Genomic DNA, 21,780 nt, shown 5'->3' on the forward strand with positions numbered 1-21,780 from the left:
CATCATGCGGGAGAGGCGTGCGGGTTGACCGTCACGCCTTTTTTGCGTTTGCGCCGCCTATTGCGCTTCGATCGAGGGGTCGAACACCAGCTTTGCCAGCAAGGTGCGCTGCAGGACCGAGAAATTGTCGTCCGACATAATCCAGACGGCGATCGTTCCATCGCCGTTGGCCCGCACCGCAATGCCTTCATAGTTTTCCGGCGGTATCACAGCGTCGAGGTCGAACAGTATCTCGGCTGACCACTCGCCTGTCATGCCGCTTTTGGGAGCGTTCGCGATGGCGAGTTTCCCGGTGAAGGGCGGGATACCCCAGGCAACATCGCGCAGCAGCAACAGCAGCCTGCCATCGGGCAGCTGGGCTATGTCCGTCACGGCATGATCGCTTGCCGGATTTGCGAACACGATCTCTTCAGGCGCGCCGCCTTCGATCGGATCTGCGGGGTAGATCAGTGCCTCGCTGCGGCCCTCGGGAATGGCGAGGAAGCGCCCGTCCGACAGCCGCTCCATCGCTTCGAGCCCGCCATTATCGTACCAGTCGACCTCACCGCCCAACATCCGCAACTCTTCAGGTTCGCTGCGTGCGGAGAACCGGTGGATCGCATGAGTGTTCTCGAAACCGAGCCAGAATGATCCCGTCTCCGGGTCGCGGGTGGCGGATTCTATGTCCCAAAGCATCCAGTAATGCTCGGGCTCGGCAAAATGCATGCGCGAGACACTCCGATCCTCGGCACGCTCAAGCGGTTGGTCAGGCTCGGTTATCGTCAACAGGAAACCGCGATCCGAATAGGCTCTCAATCTCCCGCTGCTGAGCGCAAGGAGCGCGGAATAGCCTCCGAAGCGCAGGTTGGGAGCGGTGGTGTATTCCCACACGCCGGCAACGCGCCAGCCGGCCGCGTCGATGTCGCTTTCTCCGGCGATCTGCTGAAGCTCAATCGACGTCGGGTTTTCTCGGACGATCTCGCTGCGGAGCCAGACTGTCGGTGCGCAAAGGGCCGCGACGACGAGGGCCGCGATCAAACGCCGCTTGCCGCGCATCCTAGTCCATCGGGCCCGTGAACAGCAGCGGATCGAGCCGCGCAGCGTTCCATTTCAGACCCCAGTGCAGGTGCGGCCCGGTCGCTCTCCCCGAAGCGCCGACATTGCCGATGTGATCGCCCTGCTTCACCGCCTGCCCTTCCTCGACAACGATGCGCGAGGCGTGGAGGAACGCGCTGTTCAGCCCTGCGCCGTGATCGATGATGATAAGCGAGCCTTCGAGGCTGAACCCCGTGCGCGCGAGCACCACGACCCCATCGGCGGGAGCGACGAACGCGACGCCGTTACCCGGCGCGATGTCGATACCCGAATGATAGCTGCCCGGCTCGCCGCGATAGATGCGCTGGCGGCCGAAAAGCCCGGAGATGCGACCCTTTACCGGCCAGATGAAGTCTTGGGTCCAGCCAGTCGCCCCGGTCTCCTTCGCGCGCGCGTCCTGAATGGCATTCCATTCAGGCTCGCGGCGTTTCCACCAGGCTTCGCTCGACCCGCTGGGGCGCTTGGCGACGTTGACGCGCTGGATCTGCCATTCGCGCGGCGAAACCGCGAGCTCCTCGCGGAGGATCCGCCCGCTTTCGAGCGTCGCGGTAAGCGGCAGGCTGTCCGCGCTGTCGCGATCGAAGGCAGCGAAGAAGCTGCCGTCGGGCGCGATGTCGAGCACCTGTTCGCCAAGCGAAGCGCTGGCCGTTCCTGCGGGGACGGTTCCACGGATGAAGCCGCCTTGGGTCAGCTCGCCAGAAAAGTCGAACTTCGCCTCTACGGGCTCCACCGGCGCCGCATTGCTCGCAGCAGGCTCAGCTTCGGCAACGATTTCGGGTTCGCTCGAAAGCGCTGCGTCCGCTGGCGCGCTCGGCTCTGTCCCGGCACAGCTGACGAGCGCCGAAAGTCCCAGGACACCAGGCGCCAGTGCTGCTCGGATCATGGAAGGCTCGCTCACCCCTCGCCAAGCAGGCGGCGGGTTGCGATTTCAGCCGAGGCGTAGGCCTCCTGATGCTCGGCGCTCCAGTAGCGCAGTTCTTCGAGCGGGATGACTTCGGCAGAAACGGCACAGATCACATGCTGGCCAGGGCGCAACACGCGGAAACTGGAGGCGCCGTAATAGAGCTTGGCGGCTTTTTCGCTGGAGGACATCAACATGGGGCTTGCCTTAGCATGGGGGGTGGGGGGCTGTCAGCCGGTCAATCTTAACCGAACAGGTCATCCTGTTTCGGGTTTGGCGCCGGGGCGCGACGCTTCTTCGCTGGCGCTGGCGCAGGCCTGGCAGGCGGCGGAGGCGGCGCGTCGCCAACACCGACATCGAGCTTGCCATCGCTGAATTCAAGGCTAAGCGCAGTCCGCTTTGCAGCCTCCGCGCTCGAAGTAACGACTTCGCCCGTCTCGCTGCGCACGATGGCATAGCCGCGTTCGAGCGGCTTCTTTGGATGAAGCTGGCTGGCCAGCCGGGCCAGCGCGTTCAGCCGCTCTTGCGCGGTGAGAATCGGGCGTTCAACCAGCTGGGGCGACAGCCTCGTGCGATCAAGCCGCTCCCTCCTACCCGAGAGCGCTTTTTCGAGAAGGCGCGGGGCGAGCCGTGATGCGGTTCCGGCCAGTTGCTGGCGCCCATGCGCCGCCCGGTCGGTGAGCCCGCGCCGCAGCCGCTCGGCCAGATCGTCGAGCCGCTGTGCCTGTGGTTGCAGCAGCACCTCGATCCGAGGCATCCGCCGGGTGCGCGCCTCGAGCCGCTCGCGTCCCAGCTCGACCGGACGGTGCACCGCGCGCCGCTGGCGAGCGGCGAAATCGGCGAGCGTCGCCTGCAAGTCGGCGCGCACAGGAACCGCCATTTCAGCAGCAGCAGTCGGCGTCGGTGCACGTCGGTCGGCGGCATAGTCGGCAAGCGTCGTATCGGTCTCATGTCCGACGGCTGAAATAACCGGAATGGTACACTCTGCGATGGCGCGAACCACGATTTCCTCGTTGAAGCTCCAAAGGTCTTCGATCGACCCGCCTCCGCGCGCGACAATCACGACGTCGGGCCGCCGCACAGCATCGTCCTTCGAAAGCTCTGAAAACCCTCGGATAGCGCTTGCAACCTGCTCCGCCGCACCCTGCCCCTGAACCAGGACCGGCCACACGATCACATGGCTGGGAAAGCGATCTGCGAGGCGGTGGAGGATATCGCGGATAACCGATCCGGTTGGCGATGTGACAACCCCGATCGTGCGCGGCAGGAAGGGCAGGCGGCGCTTGCGCTCACGCGCAAACAGGCCTTCTGCCTCCAGCCTCAGCCTCGTTTTCTCTAGCAGCGCCAGCAACGCGCCCTCGCCCGCAATCTCGAGACTGTCGATGACGATCTGATACTTCGAGCGCCCCGGATAGGTCGTCAGCTTGCCCGTCGCGATCACTTCGAGCCCATCTTCGGGCACGAATGCCAGCCGCCCGGCATTGCCGCGCCACATCACCCCGTCGAGCACCGCCTTGTCGTCCTTGAGCGCCAGATACATGTGTCCGGACGCCGCGCGTTTCACCCCCGACAGCTCCCCGCGCAGTCGCACATAGCCGAAGCGTTCCTCGACCGTGCGCTTCAACGCCTGCGAAATCTCGGTGATCGAGAGCGGCTCGGCGTTGTCGCCCGCCCGGCTGCGCGCTACCAGCCCGGTGTCTTGCGATGAGGATGAGGGAGTGCGCGCCATGAATGTCCTGCTGTTGGGGTCGGGAGGACGCGAACATGCGTTAGCGTGGAAGCTGGCGCAATCCCCGTCTCTAAGGAAGCTCTACGCCGCCCCCGGAAATCCCGGCATCGCCGAGGAAGCCGAGTGCGTTTCGCTCGATGCGAGCGACCATGGCGCGGTGGTGGAATTCTGCCGCTCGCACGAGATCGCGCTGGTCGTGATCGGGCCGGAAGCGCCGCTGGTCGACGGCCTCGCCGACAGCCTGGCCGCCGCCGATATCCCAGCATTCGGTCCGTCCAAGGCCGCTGCCCAGCTCGAAGGCTCTAAGGGCTTTACCAAGGATCTTTGCGCCCGCGCCGAGATCCCTACCGGAGGCTATGTCCGCACCCATTCGCGCGATGAGGCGGTTGCGGCGCTCGACGGATTCAGCGCGCCCTTTGTGCTCAAGGCCGACGGGCTTGCAGCGGGCAAGGGCGTCGTGATCTCACCGACGCGCGAACACGCCGAGGCGACGCTATCCGACATGTTCGGCGGCCAGTTCGGGTCGGCAGGTGCGCAGATGGTGATCGAGGAGTTTCTCGAGGGCGAAGAGGCGAGCTTCTTCGCCATCACCGACGGCACGCACGTCATCCCCTTCGGCACCGCGCAAGACCACAAGCAGGTTGGCGAAGGGGACAAGGGCGCGAATACCGGCGGCATGGGCGCCTATTCGCCCGCGCCCGTGCTGACCGAAGCCCTCCAACAGCGCGTGATGGACGAGATCATCCGGCCCACCGTCGACACGATGCGCTCAGAGGGGATGCCCTATTCGGGGGTGCTTTATGCTGGCCTGATGCTGACCGCGACCGGCCCGCAGCTGATCGAGTACAATTGCCGCTTCGGTGATCCTGAATGCCAGGTGCTGATGATGCGCTACCAAGGCGACCTTGCCGCGATGATGCTCGCCTGCGCGAAAGGCGAGCTTGAGGGGGCGGGCGCGACATTCGCGGAGAAAACCGCGCTCACTGTGGTGATGGCGGCAAAAGGCTATCCCGGCACGCCGCAAAAGGGCGGCGCAATCGCGCTGGATGGTGCCGAGGCGAACGGCGCGAAGGTTTTTCACGCAGGCACGGCGATCAAGGATGGCTCGCTGGTCGCCAATGGAGGCCGCGTGCTGAACGTAACAGCTATGGGGGCCAGCGTCACCGAAGCGCAAAAGGCCGCTTACGATGCAGTAGCCAAAGTCGACTTCGCCAGCGGATTCTACCGGAGCGATATCGGTTGGAAGGAAGTGGCGCGGGAAAAGGGCGACACGCCGCAGAATTGATCTGGGTCAACGACAGGTGCGCGCTGGTGAGCCATTATGCGGGCATGACAAGACACATCGCCCCGCTCGCCCCCGTCGCCGCACTCATGGCGCTTGCCGCCTGCCAGTCGGCCTATACCCCAAGGGTAGCGACCGAAGCGCCGCCTCCGCCCGCCTTCGTCGAGGCGGCCTGCGGAGGATGCCACGCGGTTGAGCCGCCGTTCCTGTCACCCAATATGCGCGCGCCAAGCTTCGAAGCGGTGGCCAATCGCCCCGGCGTGACCAAGGCAACGATCAGGGCCTGGCTCAGGGATGCGCACAATTACCCCGAGGATATGGATTTCGACCTGACGCGCGAGAGGGTCGACGAGGTCGCGGACTACATGATCACGCTGCGCCGCGCCGATTACGTGCCCATGCCTTGAGGCTGCGCAGATTGGGTTTTCCTACTCGTTCGCGCGCTGCCAATGTGTCGGCGGCTCTTTCACATCGTCGGGTTCGGTCAAGTTGCGCGTAAGGTCACGCTTTCACCCAGAAGGTGACACTTTTCGCACCTAAGCTGACAGAAAGCGGGTTTTGCCCCTGGACCGTGTAACATGCGGTCCACTTCTCACCTAAGTCGCTGAAAAAGCGAGGGTTGCCTAAGACCCTTACAGCCTCTCGGCCATCAGCGCCTTCATGTCGGCTTCGGGACGCGGACCGTAATGGGCGATCACCTCAGCCGCAGCAATCGCGCCGCGCTTAAGGCAGACTTCAAGTCCCTCGCCCTTCGCGTAGCCCGAGAGGAAGCCAGCGGCGAACTGATCGCCTGCACCGGTCGTGTCGACGACCTTGGCGACCGGAGCAGCGGCGGTCACCGCGCGCTCACCGTGAGCGCTGGCGACCGCGCCCTTGGCGCTGCGCGTGGCGACGAGAACGGGGACCTTGGGCGCAACAGCGTTGAACCCGGTTTCGAAGTCGTCCTCTCCCGTCAGCGTCGCAAGCTCGCTCTCGTTGACGAACAGGATGTCGATCAGCCCGTCGTCGATCATCGCGCGGAAGTCGTCGCCGTGACGCTCGATCACGAAGCTCTCGGACGCGGTGAAGGCGACCTTGCGGCCTGCCTCGCGGGCAACCTCGATCGCGCGGCGCATGGCGCGGCGGGGTTCTTCGGGGTCCCACAGATAGCCTTCGAGGTAGAGGATCCCGGCGCTTGCGATCAGGTCTTCGTCGAGCGCTTCGGCGGGCAGGAACTGGCCTGCGCCAAGGAAGGTGTTCATCGTACGCTCGCCATCGGGAGTGACGAAGATGAGCACGCGGCCCGTTGCGGGTTCGCCGTCGCGCGCGGGCGTGTCGAAATCGATGCCGGTTGCGCGCATGTCGTGGCGGAAGACCTTGCCAAGCTGGTCATCGGCGACCTGCCCGATGAAGGCACATTGCAGGCCAAGAGTGGAAAGGCCAGCCAGCGTGTTGGCCGCCGACCCGCCGGAAAGCTCGCGCGCTGGGGGCATGGCATCGTAGAGCTCGTCGGCGCGCGCTTCGTCGATCAGGGTCATGCCGCCCCGGTTAAGCGAAAGCTCGTCGATCAGCCCCTCTTCGCAAGAGGCGATGACGTCGACAACTGCGTTGCCGATGGCGATGACGTCGTAGCGGGTGTCGGTCACTAAGAAGGCGTCCTTGTGGTATCTGGTCTGATGGAAGGTTGCCGCAGCGCCTAGCCGCAAGCGCGCGGAAGGCCAAGAGGTTTGGCTTCGATGTTTGACAGGCGCCCCAACCCATCGCATCGCGGCGTGCGATGATGTCAGTGTTCAAAGCGCTTGGTCTGGCGGTGAGCCAGTTGACCCATGGGCCGGTGCTCAAGGTGCTGCTCAAGTCAGTCGCGATCACGGTGGGCGTGTTCATCCTCTTCGGTGCGCTGCTATATTGGGGGCTCGTCGAGGTCTTTGCAGCTTACGGATTAGAGGGCGGAGGGTTCGTCGGCGCTGCCGCGGCCGTTCTGGTTGCGGGGCTGTCCTTCTGGTTCCTGTTCCGCCTTGTTGCCTTGGCCGTGCTGCAGTTCTTCGCCGACGAGATCGTGGTCGCGGTAGAGGCCCGGCACTATCCCGAGGCTGCGCGAATGGCCCGCAAGCTGCCCTTCCGGCGCGATCTCGCCAATTCGGTGAAGGGAATCGGCAGGACGGTCGCGCTCAATTTGCTCGCCTTGCCGGTAGCGGCGGCGCTGGTTGTAACCGGCATCGGATCGGCCGCAGTGTTCCTTGCGGTCAATGCGTGGCTTCTGGGCCGGGAGCTCACCGATATGGCCTGGCTTCGCCATTGCGGGAGCGAACCTGCGGAGAACCCGGTGTCTTGGCAAAAGCGCGCCTTGCTGGGGGCGGCGGTTGCGGTGATAATGCTGATCCCGTTCGCAAATCTGCTCGCACCCGTGATCGGTGCTGCGGCAGGAACCCATCTGACCCAATCGGCATTGTCGCTGCGTGATGAGAAAGCTCTGCACCTGCATGGACAAAGAGATGCGTAGAATTGGTCTGCTGGCATTGCTTGCGATGGCCACGAGTGCGTGCGCCGGGGGTGCGGCGAGCGGCAACTACATCCGCACCAGCAACCCTCAAGCAACAGCGCAGCCAAGCTCGGCACCTGCCTATCGCGCACCCGCAGCGAGGTCTGGCCCCGGCGCTGACGGCATCCTTGGCCAGTCTGCCCCCTTCCTTGTAAGCCGCTTCGGAGCCGCAAGGATCGACATGGCCGAAGGCGATGCACGTAAGCTGCAATTCGCCTCTGAAAGCTGCGTGCTCGACATCTACCTGTACCCCGTTGGCGCAGGCAATGCGCCGGTTGCGACCCATGTCGCCACGCGGCTCAGGCAAGGCGGTGGAGAGACCGACAATGACCGCTGCATTGCCGACGTCGAAAGCGCTGCATCCGGGGGCTGAGCGTCTGCGGGCGGCGTGCTTGGTAACCCGGTCTTAAGCACATTCTGCGATGCCGATGGTTCAATAACAGGGACCAGACGGCCAATGACGACCCAATTCACCGATCTTGCACGGCGCGTTGCTACCGATGGACAGGTAACGGCTGACGAGGTTCTGGCGCTGCGCCGCGAAGGCTGGGGCGACGGGATCATCACCCGCGAAGAGGCCGAGGCGCTGTTCGCGATCAACAATGTGCTCGATGTGCGCGACGAACAGTGGTGCGACTTCTTCGTCGAGGCAGTCGGCGAATTCGTGTTGAACGGCACCGAGCCGCGCCTTCAGTGCAGCGTCAAGGAAGCCGGGTGGCTGATCGGTCAGGTCGATCATGACGGCGTGGTCGAAAGCCTCGTCGAGCTCGAAACCATCGTTCGCATTATCGAGCGCGCCGAGAATACGCCGGACAGCCTCAAGAACTACGTGATCGAGCAGGTCGAGCGCGAAGTGCTCAGCGGCACCGGCCCGACACGCTGCGGCGGCGAACTGTCAGACACGCATATCACCGCAGCTGAAGCGAATATCCTTCGCCGCGTTGTCTTTGCAAGCGGCGGTCACGGTCCCGCGGCCGTTAGCCGGTTCGAAGCCGAAATGCTCTTCCGCCTGAAGGACGAGACGCTGGCCGAGGCTAACGATCCGGAATGGGATGAGCTCTTCCTCGACGGCGTAAGCAACTACCTCAAGGGCTTCGCTCTGCAGAACGCGCAGCTTGAACATGGCCGGGCGAAGGAACTTCAGGAGTTCGTTGCCGACAACAAGGCCAATGTCGGGCGCTTCATCGGACGCATGGCGCGCGAAGCGCCGCAAGTTGCCAATCACTTCGGCAAGGTCTTCGGCAAGCGCGATGCTGGGCCGAGCTTCACCGAACAGGCGATTGCTGGCGAGGAAATCACCGATCACGAGCAGGAATGGCTCGACAAGATGATCGAAGCCGACGGTGAGATCGACGAACTCGAACGCCGCCTGATCGCCCGCATCATCGACGAAGGCGAGTAAGCCCTAGCTCTCGAAGTCGAGTGGAGCTTCGGCGCCGCCTTGCTTGGGCACAGGTCCATGTGGAGGCACGGCGGGAACCGGAATGCCAGCCTCCGGCGGCTTCTTAGGCCCACCTTTGGTCGCCTCGAGGATCGCAAGCAGAATGGCACGGTGTGGTCCGTCGAAGGCCGCGAGAACGCGTTCGATCCGATCTTTAGGTATCCGGTCCACCGGACCAAGCGAATCCGGCGCACGGTCGTGATACCTGAGGTCCGCCCTAAGGTTCTGGACCACCGCCTCGAAATGCACCAACTCTGCGCGCAGGAAGATGCGTTCTTCCGGCTCCTCGCAGATCTTCAACTTGCGATTGAGCCGTGTGATTTCACGCAAGAGCAGCGCGATCGAAAGCCGCAATTCGCGATCGCGCCGCGCCGCTCTACGATCATGCAAACGAGCGGTCGGCCTGCGAGACTGTCGCAGCTGCTCGATCTCTCGCCGATGAGCGTTGCGCAGCCGCTTCGATGCGCCGCGCATCAACTCCTGATAGCGTTTGGTATAGTCGCGATCGCGCTTTGCCATGGTGTTTAATTACCATAAAGCACCACGGCGCGCTATCAGCCTTATCAGCTTTCGAGCGCGGCGAATCCGTCCGCCGCGAGCTCACGCCAGCGCTTCTGCCTATGCGCGTAAAAGCGCTTGGCATAGGCGGCGACGGCGTTGGTCAGAAGACCTGCCTCGATATGGACGCGGTCCGTATAGTGCGTGGTTTGCGGCGAGCTTCCAGGCTTGAGGATGATCCAGTGGTCCCAGCGCTTGATCATCTGACTGTACCCGTTGTCGCGTAACATGAAGCTGCCTTCCGGGGCGTCGGGATACTCGATACCGATCACCTGCCAGCCAATTGGAGCCTTTCCGAAGGCATAGATCTGAGCGCGGTGTTCACCCTCGGGCCAGGGCGCTGAGCGGTCGAAACCGTCCTCGTACTCGAACCGGATTAGGGGATGCGCGATATGATCGAGAAGCGCGGGCTGTCGCACCCACTCCCACGCCTCCTCCAGCGGACAGTCAAGCTCGGTGGAAAGCTCGACCGTCGTGGCCATCAGACCATGAAGCTTTCGCCGCACCCGCAAGCGCCCTTGGCGTTGGGGTTGTCGAACACGAAGCCTGCGGTGAAGTCGTCCTCGACCCAGTCCATGGTCGAACCAACGAGATAGAGAACGCTCGCGCCGTCGATATAGAACGTGCCGCCGGGCGTTTCGATCTTCTCATCGAACTTGGCTTCTTCGGTGACGAAGTCGACCGAATAAGCGAGCCCTGAGCAACCCCGGCGCGGCGTCGACAGCTTCACGCCGATCGCGTCGTCGGGGGCCTTGCTCATAAGTTCGGCGATGCGGGCTTCGGCGCCCTTGGTGAGGATGACGGCGGCGGGGCGCTGGCGTTCATTGGCTCTTGTCTTGGTGTCGGCCATCAAAGCATCCCCAGTTCTAGGCGTGCTTCGTCGCTCATTTTCTCAGGCGACCACGGCGGATCCCAGACGAGCTCAACCTCGGCATCGCGGATGCCGGGAACCGAAGCAGCGCGCAGTTCAACCTCGCCCGGCATGGTCTCGGCAACCGGGCAATGCGGCGTGGTGAGCGTCATCGTGATCGTCGCATCGGCTTCGTCGTCGACGTCGACGCCGTAGATCAGGCCCAGGTCGTAGATGTTGACCGGGATTTCCGGGTCGTAGATTTCCTTGAGCGCGTCGATCACGGCCTGCTGCAAATCGCTGCCTGCCCCGCCGACCGGACCCTCGGCTGGCTTTTGATGGAGAAACCCTTCAAGATAGTCGCGCTCGCGCTTGGCAGCGGGCGCGTCGTCCTCGTCGATCGCATCCTCGACACGCGCGCGCGGCGGCTTGTCGATCACCGTGTCGTTGGGCGCGGGTGCGGCAACGTAGTCTTTCTCGTCCTGAGGCTTGTCCATCAGCCTAGTCCTTTCCAAAAATCCGGCGCGTGCGGGCGATCCCTTCGAGCAGCGCATCGACATCGGCCTCGGTCGAATAGAGCCCGAAGCTGGCGCGCGCGGTCGCGGGAACGCCGAGATAATCCATCAATGGCTGTGCGCAATGGTGGCCTGCGCGAATGGCGACGTTTGCCTCGTCGAGGATAGTGCCCAAATCGTGCGGGTGAATGCCGTCGATGGCAAAGCTGACGATGCCGGCACTGTTGTCAGGGCCGAACACCGTCACATCGTTCATCGCGGTAAGCTCGCGGCGCAGCCTCGTGACGAGCTTCGATTCGTCCTCGTGCATCTTCGCAAGTCCGACTTCGCTGACATAATCGGCGGCGGCTGCGAAAGCTATCGCTTCGGTGATGGCGGGTGTGCCAGCTTCGAATCGCTGTGGCGGTGCATCGTAAGTGGTCTTTTCGAAGGTCACGCGGTCGATCATGGACCCGCCACCTTCCCATGGGGGCATGGCTTCGAGCAATTCGCCCCGCGCCCAAAGGGCTCCGATCCCAGTGGGACCGTAAAGCTTGTGGGCCGAAAAAACATAGAAGTCGCAATCGAGCGCGGCGACGTTGACCGGCATATGCGGCACCGCCTGACAGCCGTCGAGAAGGATCTTTGCACCGACCTTGTGCGCCATGTCTGCTGCACGTTTTGCGTCGAGCACGCTACCCAACACGTTCGAAACATGCGCCAATGCGACGAGCTTGTGCTCTTCGCTGATCATCGCCTCGGCGGCGTCGAGATCGATCTGGTGATCGTCGGTCAGAGGGACGACGTCGATTTTCGCACCAGTCGCTTCGGCCACCATCTGCCACGGCACTATGTTGGAGTGATGCTCAAGCTGCGAGAGCAGAATCCGATCGCCTGCCTTTAGGTTCGCCCTGCCCCAGCTGTTCGCGATGAGATTGATCGCTTCGGTCGCGCCTCGGGTGAATACGATCTCGTTCTCCGCGCCGCCGACCAATTCGGCAATCCGCCGACGGGCCGCTTCGTAGGCAAGCGTCATGTCGGCCGAGCGCGAATAAACCCCGCGGTGAACGGTCGCGTAATCCTCGCCCATGGCGCGCGCCATCGCATCGATCACTGCGCGCGGCTTTTGCGAAGTCGCGGCGGTATCAAGATAGTGCCAGGGCTCGCCATCGCGGGTCACAAGACCCGGGAAGTCGGCGCGCAGATCGCGTGTCAAGGCGGTCGGAGCGTTCACAGCGATGCTTCCTCGAGCGCTTTGAGCGCGTCTTCGAGCATGCGCTCACGCGTCGCCTCGTCTTCAAGCGCGACAAAGGCATCGCCGATGAAGGCCTGAACAAGCAGGCGCTTAGCAGCGTCGGGCGAGAGCCCGCGTGCTGCCATGTAGTAGCGCGCCGCCTCGTCGAGCTGGCCAACCGTCGCGCCATGCGCGCACTTCACATCGTCAGCGAAAATCTCAAGCTGCGGGACGGCATTCGCGCTCGCGCCCGCTTCGAGGAGCAAACCCTTGAAATCCTGCGCGGCGTCGGTTTTCTGCGCGTGGCGAGCAACCTTGATCTCGCCAAGGAAACTACCCGTGCTCTGACCCCAATGCACCGCTCGAACCGTCTGGTTCGAGGTCGCGTTGGGATGATCGTGGCGGGTGAGCGTCACGAATTCCTGGACCTTGTCGCCGCCGCCGATCGTTACGCCGCCAAATTCAAAGTGCGCGCCTTCTTCAAGGGTCACGTCGAGCTCGACGCGCGCATACTTGCCGCCGGTGATTACCTTGAACGCTTCGAAGCGTCCGCCCCTGCCGACATGCACGCGCAGGCGGTCGACCATGCCCGGCGATTGCGGGCCAGCGCCGTGCACCGTGCATTCGCGGCGCGTCTCGCCAGCGGGCACTTCGAGCGTGCGCCAGTGGTTGATCGCCTCGGGTTTCGCCTTGGCGAGGTAATCGGCATCGGCATAGCGCCATGCTTCGTCCCGGCGGGTGGGGAGGGTTGCGGTGTCACTCATGAGGCATTGCGCTCCATCGCGCGTTCAACTCTGCGCATCAATCTTGCGCGTGTTTCTCGAATACAGCTGCTCACAGCCTGCTGGTCGCTCGCCCCTTCGCGTACGCACTGCGTCACTGCTCGGCAAAAGCGGTCGTCGAGGCGCGGCCGCCCGGTCGACTTGCTGAGCGAGCAATGCCAGTTGCCTTCGCGGTCCTGGCCCACGTTCGCCTGAACGCTACGCAGGTTCCCGAGCACAACGATCTCGGGCACGGGCTCAGCCGGCGCGGCCTGAATGGCAAGAAGGAGCGAGGTCAGGATCACGCGGACATCTCTGCCATGATCGCGTCGTAGCCTTCACTCTCGAGGCGAAGCGCAAGCTCGGGACCGCCGGTTTCGACGATGCGGCCACCTGCAAGCACCGATACGCGGTCAGGCTTCACCACGTCGAGCAGACGCTGGTAGTGCGTGATGAGCAGCACGCCCTTGTCGGGAGCACGCATGATCGAATTGATACCCTCGCCGACGACACGAAGCGCGTCGATGTCGAGGCCGCTATCGGTTTCGTCGAGAACGGCAAAAGCAGGGTCGAGAATGCCCATCTGGACCATCTCGGCGCGCTTCTTTTCGCCGCCGGAGAAGCCGACATTGACCTGCCGCTTGAGCATTTCCATGTCCATCTTGAGCAGGCCCGCCTTTTCCTTGGCGAGCTTCAGGAACTCGCCGCCGGAAAGCGGCTCTTCGCCGCGATACTTGCGCTGGGCGTTGAGCGCCTCGCGCAGGAATTGCACGTTGGAGACGCCGGGAATCTCGACCGGGTACTGAAAGCCCAAAAACAAGCCCGTCGCCGCACGCTCATGAGGGTCCAGGTCGAACAGCTCTGCGCCGCGAAACGTCACCGATCCGGCGGTCACATCGTAGCCCGACTTGCCGCCCAGCACATGCGCGAGCGTCGATTTACCGGCGCCATTGGGGCCCATGATGGCGTGGACCTCACCGGCCTGAACTTCGAGGCTCAGACCCTTGAGGATCGCCTTGCCGTCTACTTCGGCGTGGAGATTATTGATTGTCAGCACTGCGTGCCTCCCGTTCTTCATAAGCGGCCTGTGCAGCGTCCGCAGTCTCGTCTGTGCGCGCCTTGACTACCGATGCGTCGCGCAGTTCGAGCACGAGGCCTTTGGGTCGTTCGGCTTCGTATTGCTCCTGAGCTGCGGCCTGTGAGCGCTGCACGAAAGTGAATTGATTATCGAGGTCAGCGCCGCGGGCGATGTGAATGCGCCCGATATGCTCGAAGATCTCGCGCACATCGGCCGCGGTGTATTCAGCATTCTCCCCGCGACGTGCGAGGACCGAGCTTGCACCCTCAACCGAGGCGTCGAAAACCTCCGCGCAGCGAGGAAGGTCCGAGCGATGCTGCGATTCAAAGTCGGCCTGCCCGCGAACCTTGCGCAACTGCACGGATAAACAGCGCCGGTAATCGGCTACGAAAGGCTGGATCAGGCGCGGATATTCTAGGGTCCACGTCTCGGGCGCATCGTTCTCGATGGCAACAGGAGCCTGGCCCACGCCCTGAAGCGCGATCAGGGGAGCGATAATGAGAGATAAGCTGGTCATTGTTCGGCTGTGTCCCGTGATTGATACCTGCTGGGTGTGGAGGACGCGCGGTGTTCACGCCGCGCTTGACGCTTGTCATCGATGCGAATGCGCATTCCGGCGGTGACCCGCTGAAGGACGGCGTCCATGTTTTCGAGAATATCGCTTGCCTTGATTCGCATTACACGGATGCCAACCGCCTCAAGGCTCTTGTCGCGGCGCTTGGCCAGCGTTTCATCCTGATCGTCTTCGTCGATCATGATCGCCATGCCGAGATTGTGGCAATTGAAGTCGACAATCGCGCTACCGACTACGGCAAAACGCTTAAAGGTGTAGCGACCAAGGTCGGCATCGGCGAACCGCTTGGCGAGCGCCTTGTGTGCGGGCGAAGCAAACCGCCGCATTTCGCGCGCGCGGTCGTGCAACTCGTCGAGACGCTTGTCCGAAATCTTCCAGCCGCGACCTTTCTTGTTGAGCGTCGGCTCTGTGCTCGAAGTGTCCTTGAGGCCCAGGGTTTTACGAGCGGTTTCCTGATCGCTTTTCGCAGTCAGCGAATGGCGTTTGTGCACCCGGTCAACAGGTGTCCCGTCTGTAAGAGGTACGCCCGGGGTCACGTCATGATCCTCAAAACCCATCTTCGAATAAAACTCGAGGCCGCCGGTATTGTCGGCACGAACTGTCGCGTTGATCGCCTCAAAACCGAGTTCGACGGCGCTCGCTCGCGTCGCTTCGAACAGGCTCTTGCCGATCCCTTGCTGCGTTGCGCCAACCTTGGCGAAGGTGGCGATGTCAGCAACACCTTCGGGAAGTGCATCGTTTTGCACCAGCGTCTGAAAGCCCAGGAGCTCGCCCGTTTCGCTATCGATGGCAGCCACGCAGTTGCAAACGCCGGGACCGGTCAAATAAGCTTCGGCCAGATGCTCAGGGGTGAACGCCTCTTCAAGCGCGGTTGTCCCGCCCTTCGCGATAATCTCGTTGAGGATTACGGTCAGCCCCGGCGCGTCATCTTCTGTGACGGGCCTGACTACTATGACTTCTTCAAGAAGGCTCACCCCACGCTCCCTTCGAGGCTGATAGCGAGAAGCTTCTGCGCTTCGACGGCGAACTCCATGGGCAGTTCTTTGAGCACGTCCTTGGCGAAGCCGTTAACGATCAGCGCCACGGCCTCTTCCTCGTCCAGCCCGCGCTGCATGGCGTAGAACAACTGCTCGTCTGAGATCTTCGAGGTGGTCGCCTCGTGCTCGATCTGGGCCCCGGGGTTCTTCACCTCGATATAAGGCACGGTGTGCGCGCCGCATTCGTCACCGAGCAGCAGGCTGTCGCACTGGGTGAAGTTGCGCACGCCTTTGGCCCTGGGGCCGACGCGGACCAACCCGCGATAGGTGTTGTTCGACTTGCCCGCCGAAATACCCTTCGAGATGATCGTCGAGCGCGAGCCTGCGCCGTTGTGGATCATCTTGGTGCCGGTATCGGCCTGCTGATGATTGTTAGTGACAGCGACCGAATAGAACTCGCCGACGCTGTCTTTGCCGTTGAGCACGCAGGACGGATACTTCCACGTCACCGCGGAACCGGTCTCGACCTGCGTCCAGCTGATCTTGGAGCGGTCGCCTTGGCACAACCCGCGCTTGGTGACGAAGTTGTAGATGCCGCCGACGCCTTCGGAATTACCCGGATACCAGTTCTGGACCGTCGAATATTTGATCTCGGCATCTTCCATCGCGACCAGTTCGACGACGGCAGCGTGGAGCTGGTTTTCATCGCGCATCGGCGCAGTGCAGCCTTCGAGATAGCTGACGTATGAACCCTTCTCAGCGACGATCAGGGTGCGTTCGAATTGTCCGGTGTTTTCGGCGTTGATGCGGAAATAGGTGCTGAGCTCCATTGGGCAGCGCACACCCTCTGGCACATAAACGAAGGTGCCGTCCGAGAAGACTGCGCTGTTCAAGCAAGCAAAGTAATTGTCGCGCTGCGGCACGACGCGGCCGAGCCACTTTTTGACAAGGTCCGGATACTCCTTGATCGCTTCGGAGATCGACAGGAAGATGACCCCCGCCTTCTTGAGCTCCTCGCGGAAGGTGGTTGCGACGCTCACACTGTCGAAAACGGCATCAACCGCGACCTTACGCGCGCCTTCGACCCCGGCGAGCACTTCTTGCTCCGCCACGGGAATGCCGAGCTTGTCGTAAACCGCCTTGATCTCGGGATCGAGCTCGTCGAGCGATTTGAGCGTCGGCTTCTTCTTGGGCGCGGCGTAGTAATACGCGTCCTGATAGTCGATCGCCGGATAGCCGACCTTGGCCCAGTCGGGCTCCTTCATTTCCTGCCAAAGGCGAAAGGCCTTCAGACGCCAGTCGAGCATCCATTCCGGCTCGCCCTTTTTGGCCGAGATGAAGCGGACGGTCTCTTCGGAAAGGCCTTTTTCCGCATACTCGGTCTCAATATCCGAGGACCAGCCATGCTCGTATTCTGCAGCATTGGCTGCAGCCGCCTTGGCCTCTGCGTCCATCTCTTGTGTGTCGATCTGTTCGGTCATGCCATGTGCTTTTCGTAAGAAGTAGTGGGCGCCGGGGAGTGGCGCAGATGTTCGAGAGTGACCTCGGCGAGGGCGCCGCGCAGTTTTGCGTTGATGATCGGCCAATGCGGCTTCATCGAACAGCGCGCTTCGTGTTCGCACTCTTTGTGGTCGACGCAGGCGGTCAAGGCGATCGGACCTTCTACCGCCTCGACAATATCAGCGACAGTGATTGCCGCGGCGGGACGCCCAAGCTGCAAGCCACCACCTGCCCCGCGAACCGAGCGCAGCAGCCCGGCGGAAGTCAGCTTTGAGACCAATCGCTGTACGGTTGGAACAGGAAGCCCCGTCTCACTTGCCAATTCAGCAGCGCTCACGCGTCCATCGCCACAATGCGTGGCGGCCTGGCACATCGTAATGACGGCATAATCGGCTAGGTTGGAGAGGCGCATGAGCTCAGGAAAATCCGCTTGTTGCGAGTCATTCTTAAATCGGACTGAATCAGTCGGATTTCAAATACGCACAATTTGGTCTGATTTCAAGCTGTGTGATTCTCTATGCCAAGCGCCATGAAGGGGCTCAGGCGGTTGAGATTCTTCATCCTCAGCATCGTCTGGAACAGTGGCTCCGCTTCACCGCCCAGCCTCGACGGTGTGTAGCCACAATATCGCCTGATCTCATTTATCATGTGCGGCTGGTCGTAGAAGGCGGAAGCGATCTCCGCTTCGGCTTCGTCTGACAGATCTGGCTGGGCAAGCAGGTGAGCCGCGCGGACTGCACGCATCTTTCGGGCAAGGGCTGCGGGCGCAAAGCCGAAATACTTTGCGACCAATCGTTCAGACTGACGTCTGGAATAAGCAAGCTCGTCATAGAGCGCTTCGATGTCCGGATTGAGCGAAGTACCCAGCCAAGCGAGGACTGTCCTGATCACGGTTTCATGCGGCTTGGGTACTGACTTCAAACGCTGGGCGATCCAACCGGCCAGTTCGGCGCATGCCTCCGGACCGCCAATCTCGCCCGAACGATAGCGCGCGACCAGATCGTCATGGAACCTGGTCACTTCGTCACCGAGCAATTTCTCGGCCGGGATGAAGCGGTCGAGATGCGTGCTGGCGTCGGCCCTCGACAAGGCGGCCCAGCCGAGCGGGGAGAGCGACGCGCCAATGGCGTGCCAAGGCCCCGACATGCGAAACGGAGCAGCAGTCCTGAAACCGCTGAACATGTATGGCTTTCCGCCGACCTTCTGAACGACATCGTCAAACTGGATTTCACCCGACCCATAGGGCGTGAAAAACAGCTGCCCCAAAGCGCCGGGGTGGCGGTCGGCGATCTCACGTTCATCCCATTTGAAATGAAACAGCGCGAGCACGTGCTGCTTCAGGCCTTCAGGCGGATCAAAATAGGTGAGTTGAAAGTGCCGGTTGCTTGCGTCGGCCGCCTTGCCCGAGTTCATTGATCGTCTCGCAAGCGGGGCGGCACGATCGACCAAGTGCGACCCTTCGGTCGCACCGCCCCCAGTGCCTCTGCGCCAGGCGCTGGAGAACCGCGTTTGCGCGGCTCTTCGGCAGGGACATATGCTGGCTCGACCATATCGCCTTGTAATACAGCGACATGAGGCTTTTCAAAGCCTAAGTGTTTGTTATTCCTTCTCAAGCGCGTCGCGTGCATACTTTCCAGGCGGTCCATGGGCGGCAGGATCGAATGTCCGCACGACCAGGTCCCCCTCCTCCAGAATAGTCGGCGTTCTACCTGTGTAGCGACGCAAGTCGTTGATCAGATGCGACTGATCGAAATAAGCCAGTGAGATCTCGTCTCGAACGGTGGTTGGCAAATCTGGTTGCGACAGCAAGGTTGCTGCCCGCATTGCTCTTACTCTTTTCAGGAGTTGCCTCGGCGGGACACCGAAAAACCGATTGCTGAGCCGTTGGGCCTGTCGCCGCGATATCGCAAGCTGATCGAAGAGGGCCTCGACAGGCGGATTGAACTCTTTCGAGAGCCACGACATGGTCTCGTCTATGAAGGTCGCATGAGCGGGCTTGATCGGCGTGATCGCTTCACGGAACACTTGCGAGAGCGCTTCGGTCGCCTGCGCAGGATCGTCAGGATCTGCCTGTCCAATGCCGACCAAGCGATCAGCGAGTTCGTGGCTCAGAGCATCGTGTGGTGGGATCATACGGTGATGAACCGCGTCAACGGGCTCGCCAACCAGTTCAGCCCATCCGCGGTGTGTCAGCGACGCGCCCACGCAGCGGAAGGGTCCGAGAACCGACAAGCGGGTCGCTTGCAACAAGGGCGCATTGAGGAAGACAGGGGCGGGTGCTCTTTGCGTACCGCTCTCGAAATGCAGCTCGAACGTGCCTTCGAAAATAGCATAAACCTGACCCGAATAGGCCGGCATGACGTCCTCGATACGCTCGGCGCCTGTACGCATGGCGTAGAAGATGTTGACCTGTTCTCGAAGATCAGGCGGAGGGGCGATAAGCTCAAATTCGACAGGATGTTTGGTTTCGAAGAGCATGCCTTGTGTTGGGCAGCTTTGCTGCGCCCCCTTATGAATCCAGCTCGCGCAGATTTTTCGGCGCGATCATTTCGGACAGGTAGGGGTTGTCCGGGTTCTTGAGTCTGGCAGGGGTGCGGCCGACGAAGCGGTTGATCTCTCTGATCATGTGCGACTGATCGAAAAACGCTTCGCCAAGTTCGGCTTCGAATTCTGGGGTCAGGGTGGGGAAAGATAGCAGCGCCGCCGCTCTGAGCGCGCGATATTTGCGAGCCAGCGCTTGCGGTGAGAGGCCAAAATATCGCTCTGTCAGGCGTTGAACTTGGCGCTCCGAATAGGCCGCCTTTTCAAGCAGATCGCCAAGGTCCGGGCTGAGAGATGAACCAAGCCAATTGTTGACGACCTTGATGAGCTCTGCGTGTCGCGAATTCACGCGTTTGACCGAGCTGCCAATGAACTCACCAATCGCAAGCGCGCATTCCTGCCCGGTTTTCGTGCCCGCGCGATACTCGGCGATCAAGTCAGCACCAAGCTTGGTCGCACGGTCGCCAAGAATCTCGCCAGCATCGCGAAGCCGGTCGCGATTCTCGCCCGCGTGAAGCCCCGTCAGCGCGGCCCAGCCAAGCGGCGTGAGGGCTGCGCCAATGGCATGGAACGGGCCATCGACCACGATTGGATTGGCGGTCGACAGCGGTGTCATCACGGCCACTTCGGGATTGGGGTCGCTGTGGCCTGCCCGAAAGTGCATTTCACCCTTGCCGTAAGGGAACAGCGACAAATGGCCTACCGAAGCAGGCTGGATATCGGTGATCTTGGGCTCGTCACAGCGGAAATGATAAAGCGTTGTTACGTAGTCGCTGATCGCCGCTGGCGGGGCGATGTAATCGACGTGGATGAGCGACTGAGATGTGAGCTCATAGCTCACCTCATCAGGCTCAAATTCTGTGTCTCCATTCATGGAGTCTGTGAATTTTTCCATCAACAACGCCCCGATATGGAGGCGTGTAGCGTCTTTCTGGCTGTTATAACATCAAAAAAAGGGCGGCCCACGGATGGGCCGCCCATTTGAGTTGAGGAACTCTTTGCATTGCTGCTCCGAGCCCTTCGGGTCGCAGGACAGTATCTAGACGCGAACTCGGCCCAAGAATTGTATGCAAACGACAAGGTATCATGGAGCAAATTTTCGGTTCGATCACAAAGTTTTGAGCTTACCGCTTGGTAGAATGGTCGGACGTGCTCCTCTCGACAGATCGGATGAAATCGGCTTACGCGCAAAGCCATGACGCTCACCTCTCGCCTCTTCGCGCTCGCTCGTCCGGCCATCTTTGCGCTCGACCCCGAGACCGGCCACCGCCTTGCAATTAACTCGCTGAAAAAAATGCCTTTTGCTTCAACCTCTTCGGGAAGCTCCGGAAGCAATTCGCTGGCGGTACGAGTTGCCGGATTGGACTTCCCGAACCCGGTGGGAGTCGCAGCCGGGTTCGACAAAGACGCTGAAGTGCCCGATGCCCTGTTGAGACTTGGCTTTGGCTTCACCGAAGCAGGGTCGATCACTCCGCGCCCTCAAGCTGGCAATCCCAAGCCTCGACTCTTTCGACTCGCCGAAGATCGAGCGGTGATCAATCGGATGGGCTTCAACAACGCCGGCGCGCAAAAAGCTCTCAAGCGATTCGCAGCACGCAGCGGCCGCCCAGGCGTTGTCGGAGTCAACATTGGCGCCAACAAGGATTCCGAAGACCGCACGGCAGACTACGCTGAGATGGCCCGGCTCATGGCACCTTATGCGAGCTATCTTGCGGTCAACGTGTCGAGCCCGAACACTCCGGGCCTTCGAGCGCTTCAGGACGAAGCTGCATTGGCTGGCCTGATCGATGCCGTGATCGAGGCGCGTGGCCAAGCGGAGACGGAAACTGTGCCCCCGATCTTCCTCAAGGTCGCGCCAGATCTTGAGTACGATGATATCGACGCGATTGCGCGCATAGCCATCGACAAAAAGCTCGGCGCACTCATTGTGTCGAACACTACCATCTCGCGACCTGACCTTAGGTCACGCCACGCAAACGAAACCGGGGGGCTTTCGGGTGAACCACTGCGCGCCATGGCGCTCGAACGGGTTCGCGATTTCCGCAAGGCAACCGGCGGAGAGATGCCACTTGTCGGCGTTGGCGGCATTGCGACAGCCGAGCATGCGTGGCAGCGCATCAGGGCGGGCGCGAGCCTTGTCCAGCTTTACTCGGCCATGGTCTATGAAGGTCCCGGTCTCGGCAGCCAGATCGTGAGCGGACTGAAGCGGCTCATGAAACGCGACGGATTTTCGAGCATTGCAGAGGCGGTGGGAAGCGAATAGCAGTC

General features: G+C 61.9%; 26 protein-coding genes. 6 read left to right on the top strand and 20 right to left on the bottom strand.

Annotation, left to right across the window (positions count from 1 at the left end):
• Window positions 1-57 precede the first annotated feature (57 nt).
• Genes AC0V6T_RS14075 through xseA form a run of 4 tightly spaced genes read right to left on the bottom strand, consistent with a single transcriptional unit; the run spans window position 58 to window position 3,704 of the window.
• The gene (locus tag AC0V6T_RS14075; RefSeq protein ID WP_486127872.1) at window positions 58-1,035 is read right to left on the bottom strand and encodes an esterase-like activity of phytase family protein; all 978 of its coding nucleotides are present in this window, start codon (window positions 1,033-1,035) and stop codon (window positions 58-60) included.
• A gap of 1 nt (window position 1,036) precedes the next feature.
• Window positions 1,037-1,957 (bottom strand): M23 family metallopeptidase, encoded by a 921-nt coding sequence (locus AC0V6T_RS14080; protein ID WP_486127874.1) that lies wholly within the window; start codon window positions 1,955-1,957, stop codon window positions 1,037-1,039.
• A gap of 11 nt (window positions 1,958-1,968) precedes the next feature.
• Window positions 1,969-2,172, bottom strand: coding sequence for a DUF2093 domain-containing protein (locus tag AC0V6T_RS14085; protein WP_007165788.1), 204 nt, complete (start codon window positions 2,170-2,172; stop codon window positions 1,969-1,971).
• 47 nt (window positions 2,173-2,219) lie between these two features.
• Window positions 2,220-3,704, bottom strand: a complete 1,485-nt coding sequence (gene xseA, locus AC0V6T_RS14090) for an exodeoxyribonuclease VII large subunit (RefSeq protein ID WP_486127876.1) — start codon at window positions 3,702-3,704, stop codon at window positions 2,220-2,222.
• On the opposite strand from xseA, the gene purD reads away from it, so the two are divergent.
• Both purD and AC0V6T_RS14100 read left to right on the top strand, forming a co-directional pair.
• Window positions 3,703-4,989: a phosphoribosylamine--glycine ligase gene (purD, locus tag AC0V6T_RS14095; protein ID WP_486127878.1), complete on the top strand. Its 1,287-nt coding sequence runs from the start codon at window positions 3,703-3,705 to the stop codon at window positions 4,987-4,989. The two genes, xseA and purD, sit on opposite strands and share 2 nt — an antisense overlap.
• Before the next feature lie 44 nt (window positions 4,990-5,033).
• The gene (locus AC0V6T_RS14100) at window positions 5,034-5,393 is read left to right on the top strand and encodes a hypothetical protein (protein WP_486127880.1); all 360 of its coding nucleotides are present in this window, start codon (window positions 5,034-5,036) and stop codon (window positions 5,391-5,393) included.
• A gap of 225 nt (window positions 5,394-5,618) precedes the next feature.
• Here the strand turns inward: AC0V6T_RS14100 and AC0V6T_RS14105 are convergent, their stop codons facing one another.
• Window positions 5,619-6,611, bottom strand: coding sequence for an adenosine kinase (locus AC0V6T_RS14105; protein WP_040465048.1), 993 nt, complete (start codon window positions 6,609-6,611; stop codon window positions 5,619-5,621).
• 134 nt (window positions 6,612-6,745) lie between these two features.
• Here AC0V6T_RS14105 and AC0V6T_RS14110 point away from each other — a divergent pair, with 134 nt between their 5' ends.
• The 3 genes from AC0V6T_RS14110 to AC0V6T_RS14120 all read left to right on the top strand — a co-directional run bounded on the left by AC0V6T_RS14110 (window position 6,746) and on the right by AC0V6T_RS14120 (window position 8,906).
• On the top strand, window positions 6,746-7,465 hold the full coding sequence (locus AC0V6T_RS14110; RefSeq protein WP_486127883.1) for an EI24 domain-containing protein: 720 nt from the start codon (window positions 6,746-6,748) through the stop codon (window positions 7,463-7,465).
• Entirely contained in the window at window positions 7,458-7,877 is a 420-nt protein-coding gene (locus AC0V6T_RS14115) for a hypothetical protein (protein ID WP_486127885.1), read from the top strand. Before AC0V6T_RS14110 ends, AC0V6T_RS14115 begins: the two co-directional genes overlap by 8 nt.
• 84 nt (window positions 7,878-7,961) lie before the next feature.
• Window positions 7,962-8,906: a hypothetical protein gene (locus AC0V6T_RS14120; RefSeq protein ID WP_486127887.1), complete on the top strand. Its 945-nt coding sequence runs from the start codon at window positions 7,962-7,964 to the stop codon at window positions 8,904-8,906.
• Between the two features lie 3 nt (window positions 8,907-8,909).
• Here the strand turns inward: AC0V6T_RS14120 and AC0V6T_RS14125 are convergent, their stop codons facing one another.
• The 15 genes from AC0V6T_RS14125 to AC0V6T_RS14195 all read right to left on the bottom strand — a co-directional run bounded on the left by AC0V6T_RS14125 (window position 8,910) and on the right by AC0V6T_RS14195 (window position 20,407).
• Window positions 8,910-9,464, bottom strand: coding sequence for a hypothetical protein (locus AC0V6T_RS14125; RefSeq protein WP_486127889.1), 555 nt, complete (start codon window positions 9,462-9,464; stop codon window positions 8,910-8,912).
• A gap of 44 nt (window positions 9,465-9,508) precedes the next feature.
• Window positions 9,509-9,985, bottom strand: coding sequence for a hypothetical protein (locus AC0V6T_RS14130; RefSeq protein ID WP_486127891.1), 477 nt, complete (start codon window positions 9,983-9,985; stop codon window positions 9,509-9,511).
• Window positions 9,985-10,353 (bottom strand): HesB/IscA family protein, encoded by a 369-nt coding sequence (locus AC0V6T_RS14135; RefSeq protein ID WP_007165779.1) that lies wholly within the window; start codon window positions 10,351-10,353, stop codon window positions 9,985-9,987. The genes AC0V6T_RS14130 and AC0V6T_RS14135 overlap by 1 nt, the downstream gene beginning before the upstream one ends.
• Window positions 10,353-10,850 (bottom strand): SUF system Fe-S cluster assembly protein, encoded by a 498-nt coding sequence (locus tag AC0V6T_RS14140; RefSeq protein WP_486127893.1) that lies wholly within the window; start codon window positions 10,848-10,850, stop codon window positions 10,353-10,355. The genes AC0V6T_RS14135 and AC0V6T_RS14140 overlap by 1 nt, the downstream gene beginning before the upstream one ends.
• Before the next feature lie 4 nt (window positions 10,851-10,854).
• Window positions 10,855-12,081 carry a cysteine desulfurase gene (locus tag AC0V6T_RS14145; RefSeq protein ID WP_486127895.1) on the bottom strand — a complete coding sequence of 409 codons (1,227 nt, stop codon included), beginning with the start codon at window positions 12,079-12,081 and terminating at the stop codon, window positions 10,855-10,857.
• Complete coding sequence (locus tag AC0V6T_RS14150) at window positions 12,078-12,845, bottom strand: SufD family Fe-S cluster assembly protein (protein WP_486127897.1); 768 nt, start codon at window positions 12,843-12,845, stop codon at window positions 12,078-12,080. Before AC0V6T_RS14150 ends, AC0V6T_RS14145 begins: the two co-directional genes overlap by 4 nt.
• Window positions 12,842-13,147: a hypothetical protein gene (locus AC0V6T_RS14155; protein WP_486127899.1), complete on the bottom strand. Its 306-nt coding sequence runs from the start codon at window positions 13,145-13,147 to the stop codon at window positions 12,842-12,844. The genes AC0V6T_RS14150 and AC0V6T_RS14155 overlap by 4 nt, the downstream gene beginning before the upstream one ends.
• Window positions 13,144-13,899, bottom strand: a complete 756-nt coding sequence (gene sufC / locus AC0V6T_RS14160; protein WP_486127901.1) for a Fe-S cluster assembly ATPase SufC — start codon at window positions 13,897-13,899, stop codon at window positions 13,144-13,146. The genes AC0V6T_RS14155 and sufC overlap by 4 nt, the downstream gene beginning before the upstream one ends.
• Complete coding sequence (locus AC0V6T_RS14165; RefSeq protein WP_486127903.1) at window positions 13,883-14,437, bottom strand: hypothetical protein; 555 nt, start codon at window positions 14,435-14,437, stop codon at window positions 13,883-13,885. Before AC0V6T_RS14165 ends, sufC begins: the two co-directional genes overlap by 17 nt.
• On the bottom strand, window positions 14,434-15,468 hold the full coding sequence (locus AC0V6T_RS14170; protein WP_486127905.1) for a GNAT family N-acetyltransferase: 1,035 nt from the start codon (window positions 15,466-15,468) through the stop codon (window positions 14,434-14,436). Before AC0V6T_RS14170 ends, AC0V6T_RS14165 begins: the two co-directional genes overlap by 4 nt.
• Window positions 15,465-16,952, bottom strand: a complete 1,488-nt coding sequence (gene sufB / locus AC0V6T_RS14175; RefSeq protein WP_486127907.1) for a Fe-S cluster assembly protein SufB — start codon at window positions 16,950-16,952, stop codon at window positions 15,465-15,467. Before sufB ends, AC0V6T_RS14170 begins: the two co-directional genes overlap by 4 nt.
• Window positions 16,949-17,383 carry an SUF system Fe-S cluster assembly regulator gene (locus tag AC0V6T_RS14180; protein WP_007165770.1) on the bottom strand — a complete coding sequence of 145 codons (435 nt, stop codon included), beginning with the start codon at window positions 17,381-17,383 and terminating at the stop codon, window positions 16,949-16,951. Before AC0V6T_RS14180 ends, sufB begins: the two co-directional genes overlap by 4 nt.
• Window positions 17,384-17,469: 86 nt before the next feature.
• On the bottom strand, window positions 17,470-18,384 hold the full coding sequence (locus AC0V6T_RS14185) for a helix-turn-helix transcriptional regulator (RefSeq protein ID WP_486127910.1): 915 nt from the start codon (window positions 18,382-18,384) through the stop codon (window positions 17,470-17,472).
• 186 nt (window positions 18,385-18,570) lie between these two features.
• Window positions 18,571-19,449 (bottom strand): helix-turn-helix transcriptional regulator, encoded by an 879-nt coding sequence (locus tag AC0V6T_RS14190; protein ID WP_486127912.1) that lies wholly within the window; start codon window positions 19,447-19,449, stop codon window positions 18,571-18,573.
• Window positions 19,450-19,480: 31 nt separating this feature from the next.
• Complete coding sequence (locus tag AC0V6T_RS14195; RefSeq protein ID WP_007165767.1) at window positions 19,481-20,407, bottom strand: helix-turn-helix domain-containing protein; 927 nt, start codon at window positions 20,405-20,407, stop codon at window positions 19,481-19,483.
• 300 nt (window positions 20,408-20,707) lie between these two features.
• Here AC0V6T_RS14195 and AC0V6T_RS14200 point away from each other — a divergent pair, with 300 nt between their 5' ends.
• Window positions 20,708-21,775, top strand: a complete 1,068-nt coding sequence (locus AC0V6T_RS14200) for a quinone-dependent dihydroorotate dehydrogenase (RefSeq protein WP_486127914.1) — start codon at window positions 20,708-20,710, stop codon at window positions 21,773-21,775.
• Window positions 21,776-21,780 lie beyond the last annotated feature (5 nt).

It is taken from the genome of Erythrobacter sp. S158, from assembly GCF_057364915.1.